The 18,314-nt window shown below is 53.1% G+C and carries 14 protein-coding genes; 10 read left to right on the forward strand and 4 right to left on the reverse strand.

The window, feature by feature from the left end; translation table 11 throughout:
- The first annotated feature begins 860 nt into the window (after window positions 1-860).
- From N5D20_RS10925 to mobF, 10 genes are all read left to right on the forward strand, one after another.
- The gene (locus tag N5D20_RS10925) at window positions 861-1,307 is read left to right on the forward strand and encodes a hypothetical protein (protein ID WP_279914450.1); all 447 of its coding nucleotides are present in this window, start codon (window positions 861-863) and stop codon (window positions 1,305-1,307) included.
- Between the two features lie 100 nt (window positions 1,308-1,407).
- Window positions 1,408-2,052 carry a glycine zipper 2TM domain-containing protein gene (locus N5D20_RS10930; RefSeq protein WP_141098009.1) on the forward strand — a complete coding sequence of 215 codons (645 nt, stop codon included), beginning with the start codon at window positions 1,408-1,410 and terminating at the stop codon, window positions 2,050-2,052.
- Window positions 2,053-2,125: 73 nt separating this feature from the next.
- A complete protein-coding gene (locus N5D20_RS10935; protein WP_279914449.1) occupies window positions 2,126-3,451 on the forward strand; it encodes a hypothetical protein in 1,326 nt (441 codons plus the stop codon).
- Between the two features lie 68 nt (window positions 3,452-3,519).
- Window positions 3,520-3,855, forward strand: a complete 336-nt coding sequence (locus tag N5D20_RS10940; RefSeq protein WP_279914448.1) for a hypothetical protein — start codon at window positions 3,520-3,522, stop codon at window positions 3,853-3,855.
- A gap of 10 nt (window positions 3,856-3,865) precedes the next feature.
- Complete coding sequence (locus N5D20_RS10945; protein ID WP_279914447.1) at window positions 3,866-6,889, forward strand: hypothetical protein; 3,024 nt, start codon at window positions 3,866-3,868, stop codon at window positions 6,887-6,889.
- A gap of 24 nt (window positions 6,890-6,913) precedes the next feature.
- The gene (locus N5D20_RS10950; protein ID WP_279914446.1) at window positions 6,914-7,798 is read left to right on the forward strand and encodes a hypothetical protein; all 885 of its coding nucleotides are present in this window, start codon (window positions 6,914-6,916) and stop codon (window positions 7,796-7,798) included.
- A gap of 75 nt (window positions 7,799-7,873) precedes the next feature.
- Window positions 7,874-8,710, forward strand: coding sequence for a M15 family metallopeptidase (locus N5D20_RS10955; RefSeq protein WP_279914445.1), 837 nt, complete (start codon window positions 7,874-7,876; stop codon window positions 8,708-8,710).
- A gap of 45 nt (window positions 8,711-8,755) precedes the next feature.
- Window positions 8,756-10,642: a type IV secretion system DNA-binding domain-containing protein gene (locus N5D20_RS10960; protein ID WP_279914444.1), complete on the forward strand. Its 1,887-nt coding sequence runs from the start codon at window positions 8,756-8,758 to the stop codon at window positions 10,640-10,642.
- Window positions 10,643-10,709: 67 nt separating this feature from the next.
- Entirely contained in the window at window positions 10,710-11,576 is an 867-nt protein-coding gene (locus tag N5D20_RS10965) for an ankyrin repeat domain-containing protein (protein ID WP_279914443.1), read from the forward strand.
- A 30-nt stretch (window positions 11,577-11,606) separates the two neighbouring features.
- Entirely contained in the window at window positions 11,607-14,615 is a 3,009-nt protein-coding gene (gene mobF / locus N5D20_RS10970; RefSeq protein WP_279914442.1) for a MobF family relaxase, read from the forward strand.
- Window positions 14,616-14,791: 176 nt separating this feature from the next.
- Here mobF and N5D20_RS10975 read toward each other — a convergent pair whose 3' ends face one another.
- The 4 genes from N5D20_RS10975 to N5D20_RS10990 form a co-directional block, all read right to left on the reverse strand.
- Window positions 14,792-15,238: a GIY-YIG nuclease family protein gene (locus N5D20_RS10975; RefSeq protein ID WP_279948124.1), complete on the reverse strand. Its 447-nt coding sequence runs from the start codon at window positions 15,236-15,238 to the stop codon at window positions 14,792-14,794.
- Window positions 15,235-15,903 (reverse strand): DUF5710 domain-containing protein, encoded by a 669-nt coding sequence (locus tag N5D20_RS10980; RefSeq protein WP_279914441.1) that lies wholly within the window; start codon window positions 15,901-15,903, stop codon window positions 15,235-15,237. The genes N5D20_RS10975 and N5D20_RS10980 overlap by 4 nt, the downstream gene beginning before the upstream one ends.
- Window positions 15,903-16,307, reverse strand: a complete 405-nt coding sequence (locus tag N5D20_RS10985; RefSeq protein WP_279914440.1) for a carboxypeptidase-like regulatory domain-containing protein — start codon at window positions 16,305-16,307, stop codon at window positions 15,903-15,905. The genes N5D20_RS10980 and N5D20_RS10985 overlap by 1 nt, the downstream gene beginning before the upstream one ends.
- Window positions 16,308-16,397: 90 nt before the next feature.
- Window positions 16,398-18,134, reverse strand: coding sequence for a YadA-like family protein (locus N5D20_RS10990; RefSeq protein WP_279914439.1), 1,737 nt, complete (start codon window positions 18,132-18,134; stop codon window positions 16,398-16,400).
- Window positions 18,135-18,314: the final 180 nt, after the last annotated feature.

The following is an 18,314-nucleotide window of genomic DNA, read 5'->3' on the forward strand; positions in this document are numbered from 1 at the left end:
ATGCGGCGAAAAATGTAACCACAAAGAGCCCGCTTAGGCGGGTTTCTTTTTGCGAGTGACAATGAAAGTGCGGATCTTCAATCGGCGCCTTGGAAATGGAAACAAGGCCAAGTCCTGTTACCAGACGGTGTGCGTGCTGACCCAACCAGACGCTTGATTGTGTGTGCTAGAACCAAACGGCGTCACCAGACTGCTGGATGAACGAACCCATTGAGCGGACCAGACGACACGTGCCGGCCGACCGAGCTGACGGCGCCCAGGTATAGCGCAAGCAACCAGACGGACAGCTAAGAGCCGCAGGCGAGGGCAGGGAGTGCCCCGCCCACCTCAAACAGATGGCTGACACACAGCCAGGCGCGCAGCGGGCGATACGAGCTGCAGGCACAAGCGGTGGTGCCGCACTGCAAACATCCAGAGAAACAGCACGAGACGGCCAGGGCGGGGCACTGACTGGCGAACGAGCGCGCCAGTGGGCAAAGCGCAGAACAAAAAGTCCGAGCGCCCGCAAAGAGCAACAGAGGGACAGCCAGAGCAAGGCAGAAGCGAAAAGCCAGAGCAAAAAACAAAAAAGCGCAAAGCAAAAACAAAAGCTCGCGGTGGCCGAAAGTCTACAGCCGTCTGTTTGGGACTGTACAGAACGTATGCACATGTCGCACCTATGGTGTTCTAACGGCGTGTAGCTAAAAACCAACAAAGGGCCATTGGAAAGCCTTTAACGCCAATGCTTTCCGGATGTACACGCCCGTGTATTTTTGCGCTGCAAATTAAATGCCAAAAACCCAGTAATACCAACGTTTTTGGGTGTGAGCTTGACAATATCCGATTTTTTGTTTGAGTAACGGAAACAAAAGGGAGGAAAAATGAAAACAATTAACAAGCACATCAAAATTTCAGAGCGGCAATTGCAGCGGGTTGAACAACAAATGGCCCAAAACGGTATGACATTTACCGACTGGGTGCGCAATGCAATCGAGGTCAAGCTCGGTCGCGTTGAAACAGTGGCCGCAATCGAGGAAGCAAAATCCGATTTGCTCCGCACCCAAGAGGATCTGCGTAAGGAGGTGGCAAATCTCAGATTGAACCTGATGGCGGATCAAAAAACGTTTGTTGAAGCCGTGCGGAGCATCAATGACGCAATGTCCGAACGGCATATCGAAATTTGCAAGCAACACATTGGTGGATTGAACACATTGGCGAGCCGACTCATTGAGGGTGGTGGTTTGCAAATAAATAATGGCCAAGGAAATCGGCAGCAGACATCTACGAGAAATTCCGGTGGTGTGTCGTTCCCGACGGACAACTCGTAAGAAAAATATCTTGGATGCAATGTCACGGGGAACATTGCACAAGATCCCAACAACTTCCCCAGGTGCAAATTATTCATCAACAAAAAAATAGGAGATACAAATGAAGCAAATGATTTTAACGACAGCAGTAATGGTTGCATTGGTGACCGGATCGATCGGCGCACACGCCCAGGCTCCGGCCGAAGATCAAGCGCGAACACAAAAGGCCGGAAAGATCGGTTGCGTGGTTGGCGGAATTTTGGGTGGTGTTGTTGGCGCGAAGATTTTGAAAGACGACAAAGCCGCAGGAGCCATTGGTGGCGGAGCGCTGGGATGCGCGGGCGGTAACTTCTTTGGGAAGAAGTGGAGCAAGGCAAAACAACTCAAAGAGTTCCAAGAGGCAAGCGCTTACGCGCAACAAGCCGGCTTAAAAGCATCGGTCGATGAGCGCGACGGTGTGGACGACAAGGGCAAGCCCACAAAAGAACTGGGCGCAATGGTGATTGCGTACGACCCCAAAGATATGTCGCCGGTTTCTGAAAAGACGGCAACGGTGTTCGACAAGGTGGCTGCGATCAGTTCGCAATCCAAAAACCAATTGACGTTTGAATTTTCCGGGAAGGCCGGTTGCGAACTTCCATTGGCCGAACTGGGCAAGCGCGGTGCGTTCAACGGAGCCGGAGTGCAACACGCAGTGAAAGTGAGTTGCGGCCAGGGCGACAACAAGTTCGTCATCACCCCACTGCCCGAGATTGCTCAGCGGTAAACAAAGCAGGAGGCGAGGGCGTCAATTCGGCGCCCTCTTCTTCAAGACCATCGTGAGATTGAAAGGAGAAAATATGACAGAAGAACACAAATCTAAAATTGACCCGCGCGCATTGCAAATGCAAATGGCTGACGACGATGATGATTTATTAAACGACAAGTCCAGCCAAGAATTGGACCGTGCCGTGGATAAGACCATCGAGACGGCACACATGATGAAGGACGGTGCAAAAAAAGTGGGCGCCGGAATTTGGTCGGGACTGAAAAGCGGTGTGTCCGCCGCAACAAAGAAGAAAGAAGATCGATCTCCCGCGCCCGTGGAGAGCGTTGCGGATGTCCAGGCACAGCCTGTGGTAAGCAATCCGGAACCTGCGGTCGCTGTTTCAGAACAGCAGCCGGTTGAACCGGAGCATGTGGTTCAAGAGGTGGAGCAAGGCCCGGTGGTTGGGGACGAAGTAAAACCAAAAGTGACTCCCACACAGGTCAACCCAACACCTCACGCCCAGGACATCGAGCTAGCCGATCGAGCCCAAGTTGCATCACGGCCAAAACGAAAACTGATCGTGATTGCAGTCGTTGCTTGCATCGTTGCAGCCGGATCGTTTGCCGCGTATTTCCACTTAAATGGATCCAGTGAAGCTCCATCGGCAGCAGTTGCGCCGGTCAAAAAAAACTTGCCAGTGATAAAGGAATTCAAAACACCACGCGGTGCTGTGTTGGGTGAGCGTGTGACAGCCATTTTCGGAAAAAGCTGGACCGATGGTGAAACCACATTTGAGATATCACGCAAGGGTGTTGTGACCTTGACCAGCCGTACGGTTGATGTGCGCGAGGAATACACGTTGGAACCGTCAGCGGATTACACCCCAACTCAGGTCAATCCGAAGATTTTGATCGTGACACCAGAAGGCTACATAAAAACAACCGTTCACTACAAATCCGCAACGGAAAAATCGCCGCACAGCATTAGCCTCACTCCACGTGAAAATGTTCTTGTGGTTTTGCGGGACAAAGAGTTGTTCGACGCGGAGCAAGCGCAAGCGTTGGAAAAAGAAAAAGCGGCACAAGCGGAAGCTGAAGCTCAGAAGCGCGCGAAAGAACAACTGCCATTGGACGCAGATCATCAAGGCGAACTCAAACCCGTTGCAAGCAATTCACCTCTTGCCCAACTCAAACCGGCGCCTGAGCCTGCAACTCAACCAAAAACTGAGCCCGAGCAGAAAACTGTCATCGTTAAACAGCCCTCCAAAGAGTCGGTGGCACCCAAGGCAACTGCAACTGCACCGAAGCCGGTGGAGAAGCGTAAGGCAAAAAATGATGATGCGAAAGTAAAGGATAAAAAAGACGACTGGCAGGACAAGGCCAATTCGGATCTGGATGCATGGGCCAAAAAACTTTAACTATTGACTCTTGACAATATTGGCTTCCGTGCTTGAGTAACAATCACTCATATATATAAGGAGTAAAAATGCTTCATAAAATTTACGATCAATACAAAACGAAGTTTGGCCTGTCATTGGGAAGTTGGCTGTACGATTTTTACGGGCGAACACTAATCCGGACACCGTTGGATAAGTTTTCAAAGATGAACCCACACTTGCAGCGGGAGTATTACTACAACACAGGCGATCGCGGAAGCACGTCCGACATTTCCGAGTCCGAAAGCAACTGGCGCGATCAAAGTTTGCTGTTGGCTCAAATTCGGGATGAAGAGGCACCACGTGTGTCGCGCGGGGTGTTCATGACTTCGCTTGCCATAATTTCATTTTTGGGCTTCATATTTTGGTTAATCATTAAAATCTAAAGGAGGTGGTATGGGTTTAAACATTTTCACAATTCCAGATTTTCTGGACAAGTTGAGCGGGAAAATCAAGAACAAAGGGCCGGTCCTTACGAGCGAACAAAAAACTGTGCGTAATGCCAACAAGCGTTTCTTGCGCTTAATTGGACGTGGTGATCGCTATGTTCTCAACGGTGAACTGCCGAACGTTCGCAGCAGCGACGTTGAGAAAGTATTAAAGATGGGCGCACAACGCCGGGATGATGGAACCTTGTACGTTCCCGAAGGCATTGATTTGGAGCCGTTCCGGATGTACTCGCCCATGATCGCCGAAGACCTGGACGACGAGCATTCCAGCTACAAAGTAACGGCCGATGGATTGCCCTGGGAAAACTTTGTAACCACCAATGACCTGACTCAAGGCGCGGACTCCACAGCGACATCAATTGTGTACGGCATGATCCCCGTGTTGGCCGCCCTCACAATTGTGCTTGCAGCCCTGCCCAGCTTTTGGGCATTACTGGCGGTGATCCCAGCGGCGCTTGTCGTTCCTCATATCGTCGCCTTGCACCAAGGGGAGGACGTGAATGAAGCCATCAAGATGGGGTTCATTGGCTTTATCGCACCAGTCTTGTTCTCGCTGTACGCCATCTTTGTTGTCAAGACAGGTGTGGGCGTTGCGGCACTGGATCAAGCGTCGGGCAACGGCGGGTATTCCATGTCCATATTGCAGACGCTAACCAACTTTTCAGCGAGCCCGTTTGGGATCCTGTTGAAAATTGGTGGGGCTATCGCCTTTTTCCTTTCCACAGTTTGGGGCGTGTTTATTTTTGGCACGATCGTCAACTGGGGTGATGACTCAAATTTGGGTGGTGCGGTACAAGGCGGTAAGGCATGGGCATGGGGTTGGGCGAAGCTTTGCACTGGATTTGGCATTGTCATGTGCTTGCCGCCCGTCATGGCACCTTGGGTGATCTTGTTGTTCGCGTCTGCGTACGCCATGCGCTACACAGAATTGAATTTCCGTGCACGTGGTTGGGCACTGGATCAACAAAACAAGGTGGTTGGTGGGGTGATGCAAGACCACTCTTTCAAAACCACGAGAGAAGACCGCCACATGCAAGCGGTCAACGTAGAGAAGGACAAGTCACCAACAATCGTGATTGCCATTTCCAGTGGCTACTTGGCGTCCAAGCGCTACGATTTCAGTCCCGATCCCGGTAAGAAAATGGTTGTGTCGATCAATGACCTGTGCACACATATGCTGTGCTTGGGCCGTACCGGTATTGGTAAAACAACCAACTTCGCACGTTTGGTGGCACTGCAAATTGCCTTGTGCAGCATGGAAGGATATCGCGTTGGTTTGTTTGTCCTGTGTGGTAAGGGGACATTGCCAGGCGAACTGTCAAACGTTCTTGAGTGGAACATCAAGCCGGGTATGGCCGTTGGTTTGATTGAAGGATTAAGCGCCAAGGAACTAGCCAAAGCCATCAACTCCATGGTTGCCAGTTCCGACGATAAGAACAAAATCTGGTCGCAGGGTGCCGACAACCACGTTCTCAATGCGTGCATCATCTTTGAAGCGTTGTGTCAGCACGAAGAAAGTGTTTACAAAAAAGCTGTCCAAGAGTTGACCAAGATCGACATGATGATCCCCAACTTGGAATTCAACGTCAAACAGTTGAACAGCAATCCGGCAACCAAAGGTTCCGAAAACCACATCAACGCCGTCAAAGAATTGCAAAAAACACGCGACCGTCTTGCGTTCTATAAAACCGAAGTGCAGCGTCCGCGCAAATGGCGCTGGTGCTTCGATGATGCTGTCGCGGTGTTGGATCTGTTGGATAACATCGTGGTCACCCAGGGCAACGCTCAGGGAGCGATGGGTCCAGAGCTTCAAAAATGGTTCAACTTCCTAGGCGTGAATGTTGTTGGCGTGGACCGCTCGCCAATTGCCATCCACCCGGAACTCACACGCCAAGGATCAGCGCTGCAAAAAGCCGTGACCTATGTGGCCAACACATGGGTGGGCATGCCCTATGAGCAACGCCAGTCGTTCCGCTTGAACGTCAACCAACGCATCAACCCACTGATCCAATCCACTGGACTTGTGGACGAGAACGGAACCCCATGGACCGCCTTGACCACGGGTGTGGACATCACCGCAGTCATGCGTGGTGCGCGCATCGGTATCGATCTGCCCGAGTCATTGCACGAGGACGCCGGCACCGCAGTCCAAATTCTGTTGAAGCAACGTGTGTACGCCAAACTCAAGCAGCGGGTGAAGGTTGCTGATTGGCGCAAGGAGATGCCCGAGGAAACAGTGTTCATCCAAATTATCGATGAATGCCAACTGTTGGTCAGCCAGCAGGAAATCAAGTTGCTCCCCATCGCCCGTTCGTTCGGCATGGGTGCTGTGTATCTGACTCAAAACGTCGAAGGCTTGATGTCGTGCTTTGAGACTGAGGCAGGCATGGAAGGCTTCTTGGATCAATTCCAATCAATTACGTGTTCGCAGGCTTCGGAAGCAACGTATGAGTTTGTGATGCGCAAGGTTGGACATGGAACATTGATCCAATACAACCCCTCTGGACGCGGTTTGGACTTCAAAGCCAGTACGTCCACTTACAAACGTTCGACTCTCAATGTTGACGATCACCCACAGCGCGCATTCATGCGGAAATTGAAGCGTTGGGGCTTTGCCAAAGTGGTGTCGCAAGACATGTTCCGCAACGACATTGGACACCGCTGGGATCAAAAATGGAGCGCTCTGCGTGGCACGAATGTCCAGGAAGGTTCGTCGTCCATCCGCTCGGCCATGATGGTTCACGGTTCAGGCGCAATGCAAGACGGTCCCATTGTCACGTTGGTGGAAATGGGACGCGAGTTGAACACCAGTGGCGGTGCGCGTGCGCTGGTTTACCTCAACCGTGGAAACGTCCGCCGTGTTGATTTTGCCAAAACCATTCCCGTCACACCCGGCAAGGTCGATGAGTACATGCGCGAGTTCAAAGAGGATCAACTTGAGCAAGAACTGTTTGAAACCGAAGCTGCTTAATACAACCAATAAAGGAGACTACTAATGAACAAAGACATACAGGATCAAAAAACATACAACGACTCGATGTTCAGCACCGATCTGAACAGCATCTTTGCTGCCCCCGATGACACATACCGTGAGGGCAAGCAGCAAGCTGCAGAACAAGGAGACACCCAGGCGCAAGCCTGGGTGGAGCAAGATCAGAAGGTGGACACTCTTGAGCGGCGTATTGGGCAGTACGACAGTGAGATTGAGCGTCGGAAGGATCCAACCCATGTGCTGCGCTTGGAAGAGGACTATCAGAGAGTTTTGCAAGCCCGCACCGAGTTTTTGGAAAACAACCCCAAGCCAATGACGTTTGGAAAAGACCAATGGCAAGAGCGGTTCAACGTCTACGAAGACAAGATCGCTGAGAGCCGTCAAGCCATGGCCGAATGGGAAGAAAAGTCTTCCCCCGAAGTGCTGGGTGAATTGACCGCGCGGCGCAACGCTAAGTTTGAAGAAATGTTGGAGGCCACCGGCCAACGCCAAAAGCTCGGAGAATTGCCCTCAGAACAGTTGATGCACGCCCAAGCGCAGGCGGATGCGTACGATCTTCAACAGGACAGCAATTCGTTTTCGTTTTCTCAACGCATCGCCCAGCGTCGCGCAAAGCAAGATGAACAAGGAGAGGGAAGCCAGTCGCAATCCGGACAGCGCGTAGGTGGCATGGCCTGGGCGGCGGAGACATTGGCAAAACCAAGCGATGAAGAAAAAATGCTTGCCGATGTCCAACACCGCTTTGTCATTGAAAACAACCGTTGGCCCAAGGAGAAAGAAGTCGATGCACTGCTTGCTAAGCAAAGTCAGAAATCCGAAGGGCAGGTGCAAGTTCAAGAACAAGTACAGGTTCAAGAGCAAACTCAGCGGTTCAGTCAAAAAATGTGATCGTTTCAAGAAGAAGGCCGGAGCAATCCGGCCTTTTTTTGCGTCCAGTTCAATAAAAGGTATTGACAATGTTTGATGTTCCTCTTCAATAAATACAGTCGTATTGAAAAAGGGGAATTTATGCATCAATGGATTTTACGTTTCGTCTTTCTGTCACTTATGTCTTTGATAGTTAGTCCGTGCTTTGCGCACGTTGAAAAACCAATCACGTCCTATCCGTTGCAATCGTCTGTCAGCGTATCGCCGGTTAAAAACGCCAACGAAACTCAGTGGTGGAATTTCTTCAAGAAAAAACGCAACGAGAAGATGTGGAAAGGCGTGCACCCGGACATGCGCACAAAACTTGAGGCGGTGTATGACGTGATGGCCCAACGTGGGTTTGACATGCGGCCGATGGAGGGGATGCGCAGCGAGGCCCGTCAAGCGGCGCTGCTGGCAAGCAATTCGGGTGTCACGGGCGTTGGAGCGGGAATGAGTTGCCACAACCACGGCTATGCGATGGACAGTGTGTTGCATGTGGACGGCAAGCCCACGTGGGACATGAACGATCCACATGTGCGGGAAGGCTATATGTTGTTTGGCGAAATGGTTCAGGCAGTCGGTTTGGACTGGGGTGGAGCCTGGGCGTCCCTGAAAGACTATCCGCATGTGGAGATGAAGTCCCAATGCCGTGTGGCGATCCAAGCCAAACGCAGTGGACAAAAGGCTCCTGCAATGATCGCCGATGCATCACAGGTCTCTCCCGCCATCTTGTTGTCGGCTTTTGCCTATCAGCCTATGGGGGAAATTTGTCCATTCGACAGCCCGTGCGAAGAGCAAATATATCTTTCTGTGCAAATATGCCCCAGTCCTGAAGCGCAAACATGGGTCATGTACCAGCCCATGTATCCTCTAAAATTCAGTTGGACTTGACGGAACGAAAAGCCCCTTTATGTTGAAAAGCAAAAGGGGCTTTTTATGGAGCAAATTTATGAGGCATTTGGGCGCGTGGGCAAGCACGTGCCACCACACACACTGGTTCGGCGTTGGGACACGGCACTGTTGCTTGCAATTGGCGTCTTTTGCCTTGTCTATGGTCTTCTGATATTCGGAGTGCGGATGTGGGAACCATCAACCGCCGTGCCCTACAGCTTGCATCTGAAATTGGGTGTGGTGGTCAGCATGAACTACGCGACACTGGGATTGATGATCGGTGGCGCACGAGACGCCATCGAAAGCCTCCAACTCACTGGTTCGCCTTACGCGACAATTTGGAGCTTTGTTATCTCTGTTGCCTGCGCCATTGGTGCACTGAAATACGGATTGATCCCACGGCGGAACATGTATGTTTTGGATGGGCCGCAGGTGCGCAAAGGGAAAGACGCAATCAAAATGGCGCGGCAGATCACGAAGGCGGAAGTGGGCAAGGACACAATGCCCTTGCTCTTGCACCCTGAGTTGCGACTGTCCCAGGAGCGCTGGAACCGGCATCTGCTGTTGTACGGCTCGGTTGGGTCGGGGAAGACACAGATCCTTTTGCCTCTCATTCGGCAAGTCATCCGTAAGAAGAAGAAATTGTTCTTGTACGACGTAAAGGGTGACTTCACGAGCTACGGTGATTTCAGCGCCGGAACTTACACAGACCCCGCATCTCGCTGGAAGCGCGTGAAGGCCAAAACCATCAACGTAGTGTACCCACGCCCTATCGTTCTAAGCCCGTACGACAAGCAAGGATACGTGTGGGATGTGGCGTGCGATATCCACACAAGCATCCAAGTGGAAGAGTTCGCTCGCTGCATGATCCCGGAGAAGCCTGGGGACAACAATCCATTTTTCACCAACACAGCCCGCATGATCTTTGTCGGATCCGTCCGTACATTGATTGCCAACAAGCCAAAATTGTGGAATTGGACGGACTTGAATGAGCAGTTGAACAAAACCGCCGAACAGATGCAGCCAGATATTCTGGCGAACTACAAAAAGGCATTTCCACTCATTGAGAACCCCGACTCGCAAACGACATCGAACATCATGTCCACCATCATGTCGAACATGCAAGCCGTTGAGTATTTCGCAAAGGCGTGGCCTGTAGTCGGCAAGCGCCGTTTCTCAATCACTGAGTGGGCTTCGGACGACTACAAAGGGCGCAAGGGCGTCATTGTCCAGGGCGGCGGAATGGAGCTTCTGACCAGTGCTTACATTTCCTCCCTCATCAATATTTTGGTGGGTGAGGTGATTTCCCCCAAGATGAAAGAAGACAAGAACCGTGGGATGTACATCATCTTGGACGAGCTAACATCGGCGGGGCGGTTGAACATCATGCCGTTGATCGACAAAGGACGGTCCAAGGGCGTCACTTTGATTGCCGGCATCCAAGAGCTTGGTCAGTTGTCGAAAGTGTACTCACCGGAAGAGGCAAAGATCCTGCCCACCATCGTCGGTACACACGTGATTTGTCAGCTGCAGATGTCAGAGACACGCAAACACGTGGCCGAAATGTTTGGAACCAATGTCACCGCGACCTTGGCCCACGACGAGAACGCCAACGTGCATCAAGACGGCCGTCAGGTTGTCTTTGAACACCAATTGACAAACGAGCTGGGTCCACGCCGGGGCAAGAAGGGATCGTTTGAGGTGCGGGCAATCGTTGCAACGGCCGGTTATGACCCCTTGTTGTTGTCGTTCCCCGGCCAATCGTTGGAGGTGCAACGACCTGGGCAAGTGCCAGCGCGTTGGATGACAGAAGCTGCGGCAATAGCCAAACCAGCAGAAGCCGTTATCCAGTCCCCCAGTGAGTCAAACGCAGGAACCCACCGACAGCCTCAAATTCTCTCCCAGCAAGAGGTCATGGATCTGTTTCGCTAGAAACCAGCTTGACATTGGCCGGTTCTTTGTTTGAGTGGATGTCACATTCATTTTTTCAGGGGGCCGCATGACCTATTTTAACGAGCGCTTTAAAAGCGCAATCATCGACAACGACAGTGGCACTGTCTTGGATTGTATTGCTGAGCATGGCGCCAACGTCGCCGATGAAAACGGCATCACCCCGCTGCACTTCGCCGTTCTCGGCCACCGGGTCGAAATCACTGCGTTGCTGTTGGACAACGGCGCCAACGTGGAAGCGGCCGACATGCATGGTCAGCGCCCCTTTGATCTGCGCAAGCCTGTGGTCAACAGCCGCGAACAACACCGGCTCACGGCACACCAAGCCGCAAGCATGGGCAACCTTGAGCAAACGCGCGCGTTCATCGCCCTGGGCGGTGACCTGCACCAGTTGGATCACGCCAACACCACTGTTCTACAACACGCGGCACGCAACGGCCACGCGGACGTTGTGCAAGAACTGATTGCGGCCGGCGCCGACATCAACCACACACATCGCTCCACCACGCCAGCGGTGCACTTGGCCGCTCAAAGCGGATCGGTAGACACCCTTTCAGTCTTGCTCAACAGCGGTGCGGATCCCACCGTTGTGGATCCTTTGCACCGGACGGCCATACACACGGCGGCAAGCAGCGGCAGTGTGGAGTGTCTTGCCTTATTGATCGATCGATGTGACCCCAACGCTTTAAACATTTTGAAAGAGACAGCGTTGGACATCGCGCAAGCGGGTGGGCATGAAGACGCAAGCCGTTGGTTGGTGGAACAGGGTGGTAAAAACGCTCCGCAAATCAAATTGCAAGATTTGGGCGTTGTAGAGGCAGAAGACTACCAGCGCCGATTGCTGGCGGCGGCGTCCACACAGTACGAAGTGGGGCGCGGCGACACACCTCCCCGCATGCGCTTTCAACGCATGTAATCCCTTGACAAAACCGTGTTCTTTGTTTGGATGAAGTCATTCATTCAAACGGGGGTGCCCGTGATCCAACGACAACTATTGCAACACAGATCAAGCAATCCAAAAGGCGATGATGTCATCGACTATTTGTTGGCGGTTCCCGATATCGAACTGCAACAGAAGACTCAAAAACAAGACGGTCAAGCCACTGACTATTATTTGGACGGCACGCCGGATCTTGAGAGCGCAACATCCACCTATGTCACGTCCCACTGGGGTGGCAAGCTTGCCGGTGAGTTGGGGTTGCTCGGAAAGCCGGTCAACAAAGAGGACATGATGGCGCTGTTCGACGGCTTCTCACCAACAGGTAAGGAACTGTGTCAGAACGCAGGCGCCAGACCCACTGCCGAAGTGAAGATCGACAAGCGTACCGGCAAGCCTCGCTTGGACAAGGATGGCAATGTGATGATGGTGGACAAAGGCGGACGACGCGCGGGCTACGACCTTACGCACTCCCCACCAAAGTCTGTTTCGCTCTTGCATGCCCTGGGCGATGACGACACAAAGCTCATTGTGATGGAAGCTCAACGTGTAGCTGTGGAGGCGTCCATGAGCAAGATGTTTGAGGCGTTCACCCAGTGTCGGCGCAGCAAAGGCGGGAAGGACGTGATTGACGTTGACGGCTTGGCGTACTCAATGCACATGCAGTTCGGAAGCCGCGAGTTGGAACCTCACTTGCACACCCACGTTTTGGTCTACAACGTGTGCAAGGGTTCGGACGGCAAGCACAGCACTTTTGACGCATCTGAGATTTTTCGTTTCCGCCACGCAGCCGATATGGTGTACCAGAATGTTCTTGCGACAGAACTGTCCAAGGCGGGATTCAAAATTGTACAGAGCGAAGAGGTTGATGCTCACGGACAGAAAACAGGCGCGCGGTCGTGGGAGGTTGCAGGCTTACACGACAGAGAACTCATCAACGAATTTTCGTCGCGCCATCTGGAAATCATGGAAGAGCGCTCCAAGGGCACGGCCGACGCCGCAGCCTGGGCGAAGACGCGCAAGCACAAAGACGAGCCGTCTTATCCCGAACTGATGGACCACTTCTCCAAGCTCATCGAGAACGTCAGCCAAAAATTTAAAATACCCACCATTGCGGAACTTAAGGAACAGCAGGATGTGCGTTGCCCCGCGCGGACGCGTGAGGAACTGCTTGAACTGCTGCACGAGAACGACGCGGCGTTCGACTACCCAACACTGCTGCGTCAGATTGGCACAGAAAACTTGGGCTTTGTCACCGCAAGCGAACTGTTTGCCCTGGCCGATGCAGCCGTGTCCGACACCAGCGACTTGATGGAAATCAACCCTGTGGCGCTGCACGACGACGACAAAGGAATGACCTTGGCCCGACGCCACACTGAGTCGCGCTACGCGGCGCGATGGATGGTGGAGTGCGAGTTGGATTTGGTCACCATGTCCAACGCCCGCAAAGGGGAGGAATGGTGGAAGGTGGGTAAGGAACTGTCCACACCGATCATTGAAGCTTTGGAACTGAAAAAGGGCTTCAAGTTGTCCAAGGAGCAGCGTACAGCGGTCGATCACATCGTCAGTGACACGGCCGGCGTGTGTGTGGCGTCGGGCTTTGCAGGTACGGGGAAAACAACCGTGTCGGACTTCTACTCCGAAGTGTACCGCGCACAAGGCAAACGCATGCTGGGTTGTGCCGTATCCAACCAAGCGGCCAAAAAGCTGCAGGAAGAAAGCCGCATGGAATGCCGATCGGTGACCAAAATCCTTGCCGACTTATCGCGCAACCGCCTTGTGTTGACCGGCAATGATGTTGTGGTGTTGGACGAAGCTGGCATGATCGACGTGCCACAGATCCGTGCGTTGTCCGCGCACTGCAAAAACGCAGGCGCAAAGCTCATTTTGCAGGGCGACGAAGAGCAGTTGAAGCCAGTGGGCGCAGGGCAGGGCATGGCGTTGATGAGCGATGTACTGGGCGAAAGCACCATCACTGAAATTCGGCGGCAGAAGGATCAACGGATGCGCGACATCGTAAAGATGTTCTACGGTTACGACGAGAATGGGTTGCCGGTGAAGCAACGCTCACCCAAGTCCCGCAACGAAGTGTTGGAGCAGTCGTCCGCCATTTGGAGCGCGTTGGAAGCCGCAGGATGCATTGACGAGTACAACACCCACGCCGAGGCGGTTGACTCGCTGGTGTCCGACTACTTTGCTTCACATGCAACCACTGACGAACGCTTAGTCCTGGCGCACTCCAATGCAGATCTTAAAACGCTCAATCAAGCCATTCGTAAGGGCTATCAAGAGCGCGGTGAGGTTGCAAAAGAAGAGGTGCATATCCGTGCCATGGGCAAAAAGTTCTTTGAGGACATGTCGTTGTCCGTTGGTGATCGGATCCGCTTCACCACCGCCGACAGCGTGATGAATGTCGTCAACGGAACCGAGGCAAAAATCACATCGATCGTGCCCAACCGCAAGCGTGGCGGATTTGACGTAACGGTGGACATCGATGAGGGGTTGGAGCGTCGCAAACTCAAATTCAACACCGAAGAGTGGAACGCCATTCAGCACAACTATGCGCGCACGGTGCATGGAGCCCAAGGTCAAGGCAAGACAGATGTGTTCTTGCTGGGCAACGCGGGCATGACCGACAGCAGCAGTTTGATGGTTGCAATCTCACGAGTGACCAAAGGGAAATTCACGTTGTACACAACCACCCACGAAGCCGAAACACTACGCCAACGCGCGGCTCTTGATCGCAACAAGGAGAACACCCTGCACGTTGGTGTGCGTGGCGAAGAGGGCGCGGAGATTGCCAAGATGTTTGATAAATTCAAATTTCAAAAGCCAGAAGTTGGCGCAGGTGTGAAAAAGCGTGGAAATGAGACGCGGCAAAAACAAGCTAAATTGAACGCTGAAAGCAAACAAATTGAGGATTGGGTGGGTCAACACATATCGGAAATTCAACAGGCGATGGACCGTGCGTTGACCCCCAATACTCAGCGTGATAGCTTCAATAGACAGACCTTATGAGCTTAACGGCCATGGTGTATGTCCTTGCCATCATTTTGCTGGTCGCCGCGTGCTGTGTCGCGTGGCGATTGACTCGCCCACGTCCAGCGTTTGGTTCAGAAGAGGAACAAGAGCGCTTACGGGACGCCAACGAGCGCGGGTATTACTGAATAAAAATGGCCCCTTGGGGCCATTTTTTATTGGAACAGCGCCACCATTCCGGCAGCGGCACCGAACCCCAAGACCCATTTGAGCCATCCCCACATCCCGCGCTTTTGCCCAGGCCAGACGCACTGTTTGGCGATGGACCGGCGCAGGAGTGTCATGCGCAGTGCGGTGTTCACCCGGATGTTTGGTGGCTTGCCGTAGATGCGCCAACCGGCCCGTTGCGCTGCAAACCGCCACGCGTACTCATGGTTCTCGGCTTCTGCTTTGGTGCCGGTCATGGTCGCCAGTTGGATGAAGGTGAAGCACTGACCTTGCCAGCCACCCGCGTGGCTTCTGTGCTGGCCTTCGCGCCTGCGTAGGTCTGTGGTTTGACCCACATAGCAGCACCCGTTGTCGAACAACAGCGCGTAGATGTGGCGGGGGCGGGCTTGGTATTTTTCAGAGCGGCCAAACCGTGCCGCTCCATCACCACTCAAACGCCCCCTTTATTAGCAAGTCGGATCCCGTTGTTGGAAAGCAACGAAAGATCCATCGTCCACTTTTGATTGTTCGATGAGCGTTGGGTCCAAAGCCCAAATGCTTCGATGATGTGCTGGTCCAGAAAGTCATCATCACAACCGTTGGTTGCCTTGAAGTGGTGGCGAACTTCTGTCTCCAAACCGGTCAGCTTTGAGTAACCGTAGTTCGTGGCTCTTACACACATCTGGCACGCGCTCACAAGGCGCTTGAGCGTTTGCACGTTCCCTGTGTCGCTGTACTCCCACCGCGCAATCACATCCAAGTATTCCTCGCGCTTGGGATCCTCTTTGGCGCCGCACAACTCGCACGTGTGGTTGCTTCTTTGGCGCAGCCCCGCCGACAGACGTTTCCAGTCCGAGGGGTCCAAACAGGCTTTCACCGAGCGCATCCAGCAGCTCATGGGCACCATTGTGATGTGCAGATGGTTCCCGCCAAACGTGCGGTCTTCACCAATCAGTGTGGTGATGGGGTTGGGATTGGTGATGGGGTCAAAGTGCAGCCGCATCTGTTCGATGCATTCCACTGTGTCGGCGTACCAATACTTGGTGTCGCCATCGAAGCGTGCGCCCAGTTCACGGGCTTTGTCTTTGTCGCTGTAAGGGACGAGGAAGTATTGAGCCATCATTCCCCCTTTGCATGGCTTGCAACGCCATACACCCGCTGGTTGGGTCCAGACCACACCCAGGAGAATAGGATGGACGGAGAGTCGTATCGCACGACATCGCCCACGAAGTTTTGGCGGTGTGTCTGTCCCAACTGGACTCGACCGGTGAACGATGTTGCCGCGTGCGATACGGTGTACTGGCCGTCCGACCGCACATTATTGAAGTGGTAGCGTCCCTTGCTATTTGTTCGTCGTTCTATCAGGCGGTTCGTTTCGTGGTGGTAGGCCCGCACCACTTCGCCCGCCATGGGCTTGCCCTGCCCATCCACAACAACCCCTGTGATATCTGACGCAAGAACGTGTGCTGCTTGTGCAGAAGCTGCAGACACCATGAGTGCCAGCGTAAGAATTATTTTTTTCATCATATGAAACCTCCTTTAATGCTGTAGAAAAAAGGGGGCGCTTGCCGGCGCCCCCATTTGGTACTGCCGAGTTGTAGGTGTTGCGAGATATCAGTCGAAGGTGATTGAAGCCCCGAAGCCGCCGCCAACACTTGTTCCACCAGATCCGCCAGTGATGCCACCCGTCACGCGAATGCGCTCAGTGACCTGTGCTGATCCTCCAAGAGCCACCGCAGCGGCTGGCCCGTAGAAGCCCACGCCCATGTTGAAAGAGACTTTTCCAACAGGCAGGTATTGACTGGACATCGCCATCTGGCTCATCGCCATGGATTGAGCGCCCAACCCGTTGATCCGCTTATCTTGTTGAGAAATGCGACGGTTGGTGTCTTCCCAGCGGTCGTTCCAACGGTTCTCCATATCCCACAACTGCCCACCGTTCACAGCGTCTGTGGATCCTTGAGCGATACGGCCAGGTGCAACGCCACTCAGGCGAGTCGACCCACCGGAGGCGCTTTGCAGTGTGACTGTGGACTTGCTTTCGTCGTCGTACTTCACTGCCAAAGGATCAGTGGCGCCGTCGATACCGTCTTTGCCAGCCAATCCAGTTTCACCGCGATCGCCCTTTTCGCCTTTCTCGCCGTCTTTTCCAGCCAATCCAGTTTCGCCACGGTCGCCTTTGTCGCCTTTATCGCCGTCTTTTCCAGGCAAGCCATCGGTGCCATCAACCCCGTCACGACCAGGGGGACCAGCGGGACCGGGTGTGGACGAACCACCGCCTGGGTTGTTCTCAACGGTGGTGAGGCGTCCATCAAGCGACACAAGAGCGTCGTGTACGTTGCTGTAGCTCGAGCCCCCAAGACTGACGCTCCAACCGTTGTAAACGCCATTGGTGAAGCCAGCAGTGCCGCCCAACGACTGGCTTACAGCAGACAACTGCCCAAGGTTCACTGCGTCGGTGCTGGCAATTCCGTTGGATACGAACAACAGACGTTTCGTGCCATTGGCGTTTCCATTACCAAACGACACCGTGTTGGCTTCACCGCACTCAGAATAATTGCCCAGCGATACGCAAGCGCCGTTGACTTGGGTGTTGTTTCCCAAACCCAAGCCGCCATCCCCAACCGCATTGCTGTAATGACCAACCAGAGTGCTGTTTGCTCCGCTTGCACTGTTGTACCTACCGGCCAGCAAATTGCCATTTGATGTTTCAGAACTGCGGTTCTCATACCCGAACAGGTAGTTGTTCGTTCCCCGCTCGTAGTTGGAGATGCCAAACACCGCCCCGCCACTTGTTGAAAGAATGAAGTTGTTGGTTCCTGCGATGAAACCGCTGTGACCTACGTTGCTAGTTCCGTAAATGAGTGCGTTGCCGAATAGGCCATTGTTTCCACCGTAAGCCATTGCGCCGTTTGCAAGAGCGTCGCTGACGTTCCGGTCGCCAGACACAAAAATATTGTTGCCGCGTAAGACATTTTCACGGCCGGTTACAAAGACCTCTGTCCCATCCAAAACGCGATTTTCTATGCCAGATGCATATAAGTTGTAACCTTGCAGGTGATTTCCATTTCCGTACGCGGTGTTGCGCGTCAGTCCATACATAACCGATGGATCGGGAACAACTGTGGACGACCAAATGCTTGTGTTGCCAAAGCCATTGAGATTGTTGCGCACCCCGTTATTGATGTTGTCATAACCAATTATGATGGTTCCGGATGCATACGTTGGGGAATCATCTGTGGATGCGTTGCCTTCACCAAGATTGATCGTTGATTGAGCTGCAGCATGTCCGCTTAAAGCCATGCCGAAGCATAGTGCTAAAAAAAAGCAGGAATGTTTATTGTGTTTCATTGGACCTCCTTATTGTTAGTGAGTGAATTCACTAATTCAGGAAATCAGACATTACAATTTTGTCAATAGCAAAGCCGCGACTACGGTTTAGGCTATAAAAAAAGCCCCCGTGATGGGGGCTTGCCGAAGAGACGTAAGGGGGTTGGACGTTCCCGGCACAATTAGAGTATCAGTCGATAT

It is taken from the genome of Stenotrophomonas sp. GD03877 (assembly GCF_029840555.1).
In the GTDB taxonomy this organism is placed as follows: Bacteria; Pseudomonadota; Gammaproteobacteria; order Xanthomonadales; family Xanthomonadaceae; genus Stenotrophomonas; species Stenotrophomonas geniculata.

What these genes read in the sequence shown, in the direction of transcription:
- N5D20_RS10925 (WP_279914450.1), top strand. Translation starts at nt 861, where the DNA reads ATGAAAACAATTAACAAGCACATCAAAATTTCAGAGCGGCAATTGCAG.
- N5D20_RS10930 (WP_141098009.1), top strand. Translation starts at nt 1,408, where the DNA reads ATGAAGCAAATGATTTTAACGACAGCAGTAATGGTTGCATTGGTGACC.
- N5D20_RS10935 (WP_279914449.1), top strand. Translation starts at nt 2,126, where the DNA reads ATGACAGAAGAACACAAATCTAAAATTGACCCGCGCGCATTGCAAATG.
- N5D20_RS10940 (WP_279914448.1), top strand. Translation starts at nt 3,520, where the DNA reads ATGCTTCATAAAATTTACGATCAATACAAAACGAAGTTTGGCCTGTCA.
- N5D20_RS10945 (WP_279914447.1), top strand. Translation starts at nt 3,866, where the DNA reads ATGGGTTTAAACATTTTCACAATTCCAGATTTTCTGGACAAGTTGAGC.
- N5D20_RS10950 (WP_279914446.1), top strand. Translation starts at nt 6,914, where the DNA reads ATGAACAAAGACATACAGGATCAAAAAACATACAACGACTCGATGTTC.
- N5D20_RS10955 (WP_279914445.1), top strand. Translation starts at nt 7,874, where the DNA reads ATGTTCCTCTTCAATAAATACAGTCGTATTGAAAAAGGGGAATTTATG.
- N5D20_RS10960 (WP_279914444.1), top strand. Translation starts at nt 8,756, where the DNA reads ATGGAGCAAATTTATGAGGCATTTGGGCGCGTGGGCAAGCACGTGCCA.
- N5D20_RS10965 (WP_279914443.1), top strand. Translation starts at nt 10,710, where the DNA reads ATGACCTATTTTAACGAGCGCTTTAAAAGCGCAATCATCGACAACGAC.
- mobF (WP_279914442.1), top strand. Translation starts at nt 11,607, where the DNA reads ATGAAGTCATTCATTCAAACGGGGGTGCCCGTGATCCAACGACAACTA.
- N5D20_RS10980 (WP_279914441.1), bottom strand. Translation starts at nt 15,903, where the DNA reads ATGGCTCAATACTTCCTCGTCCCTTACAGCGACAAAGACAAAGCCCGT.
- N5D20_RS10985 (WP_279914440.1), bottom strand. Translation starts at nt 16,307, where the DNA reads ATGAAAAAAATAATTCTTACGCTGGCACTCATGGTGTCTGCAGCTTCT.
- N5D20_RS10990 (WP_279914439.1), bottom strand. Translation starts at nt 18,134, where the DNA reads ATGAAACACAATAAACATTCCTGCTTTTTTTTAGCACTATGCTTCGGC.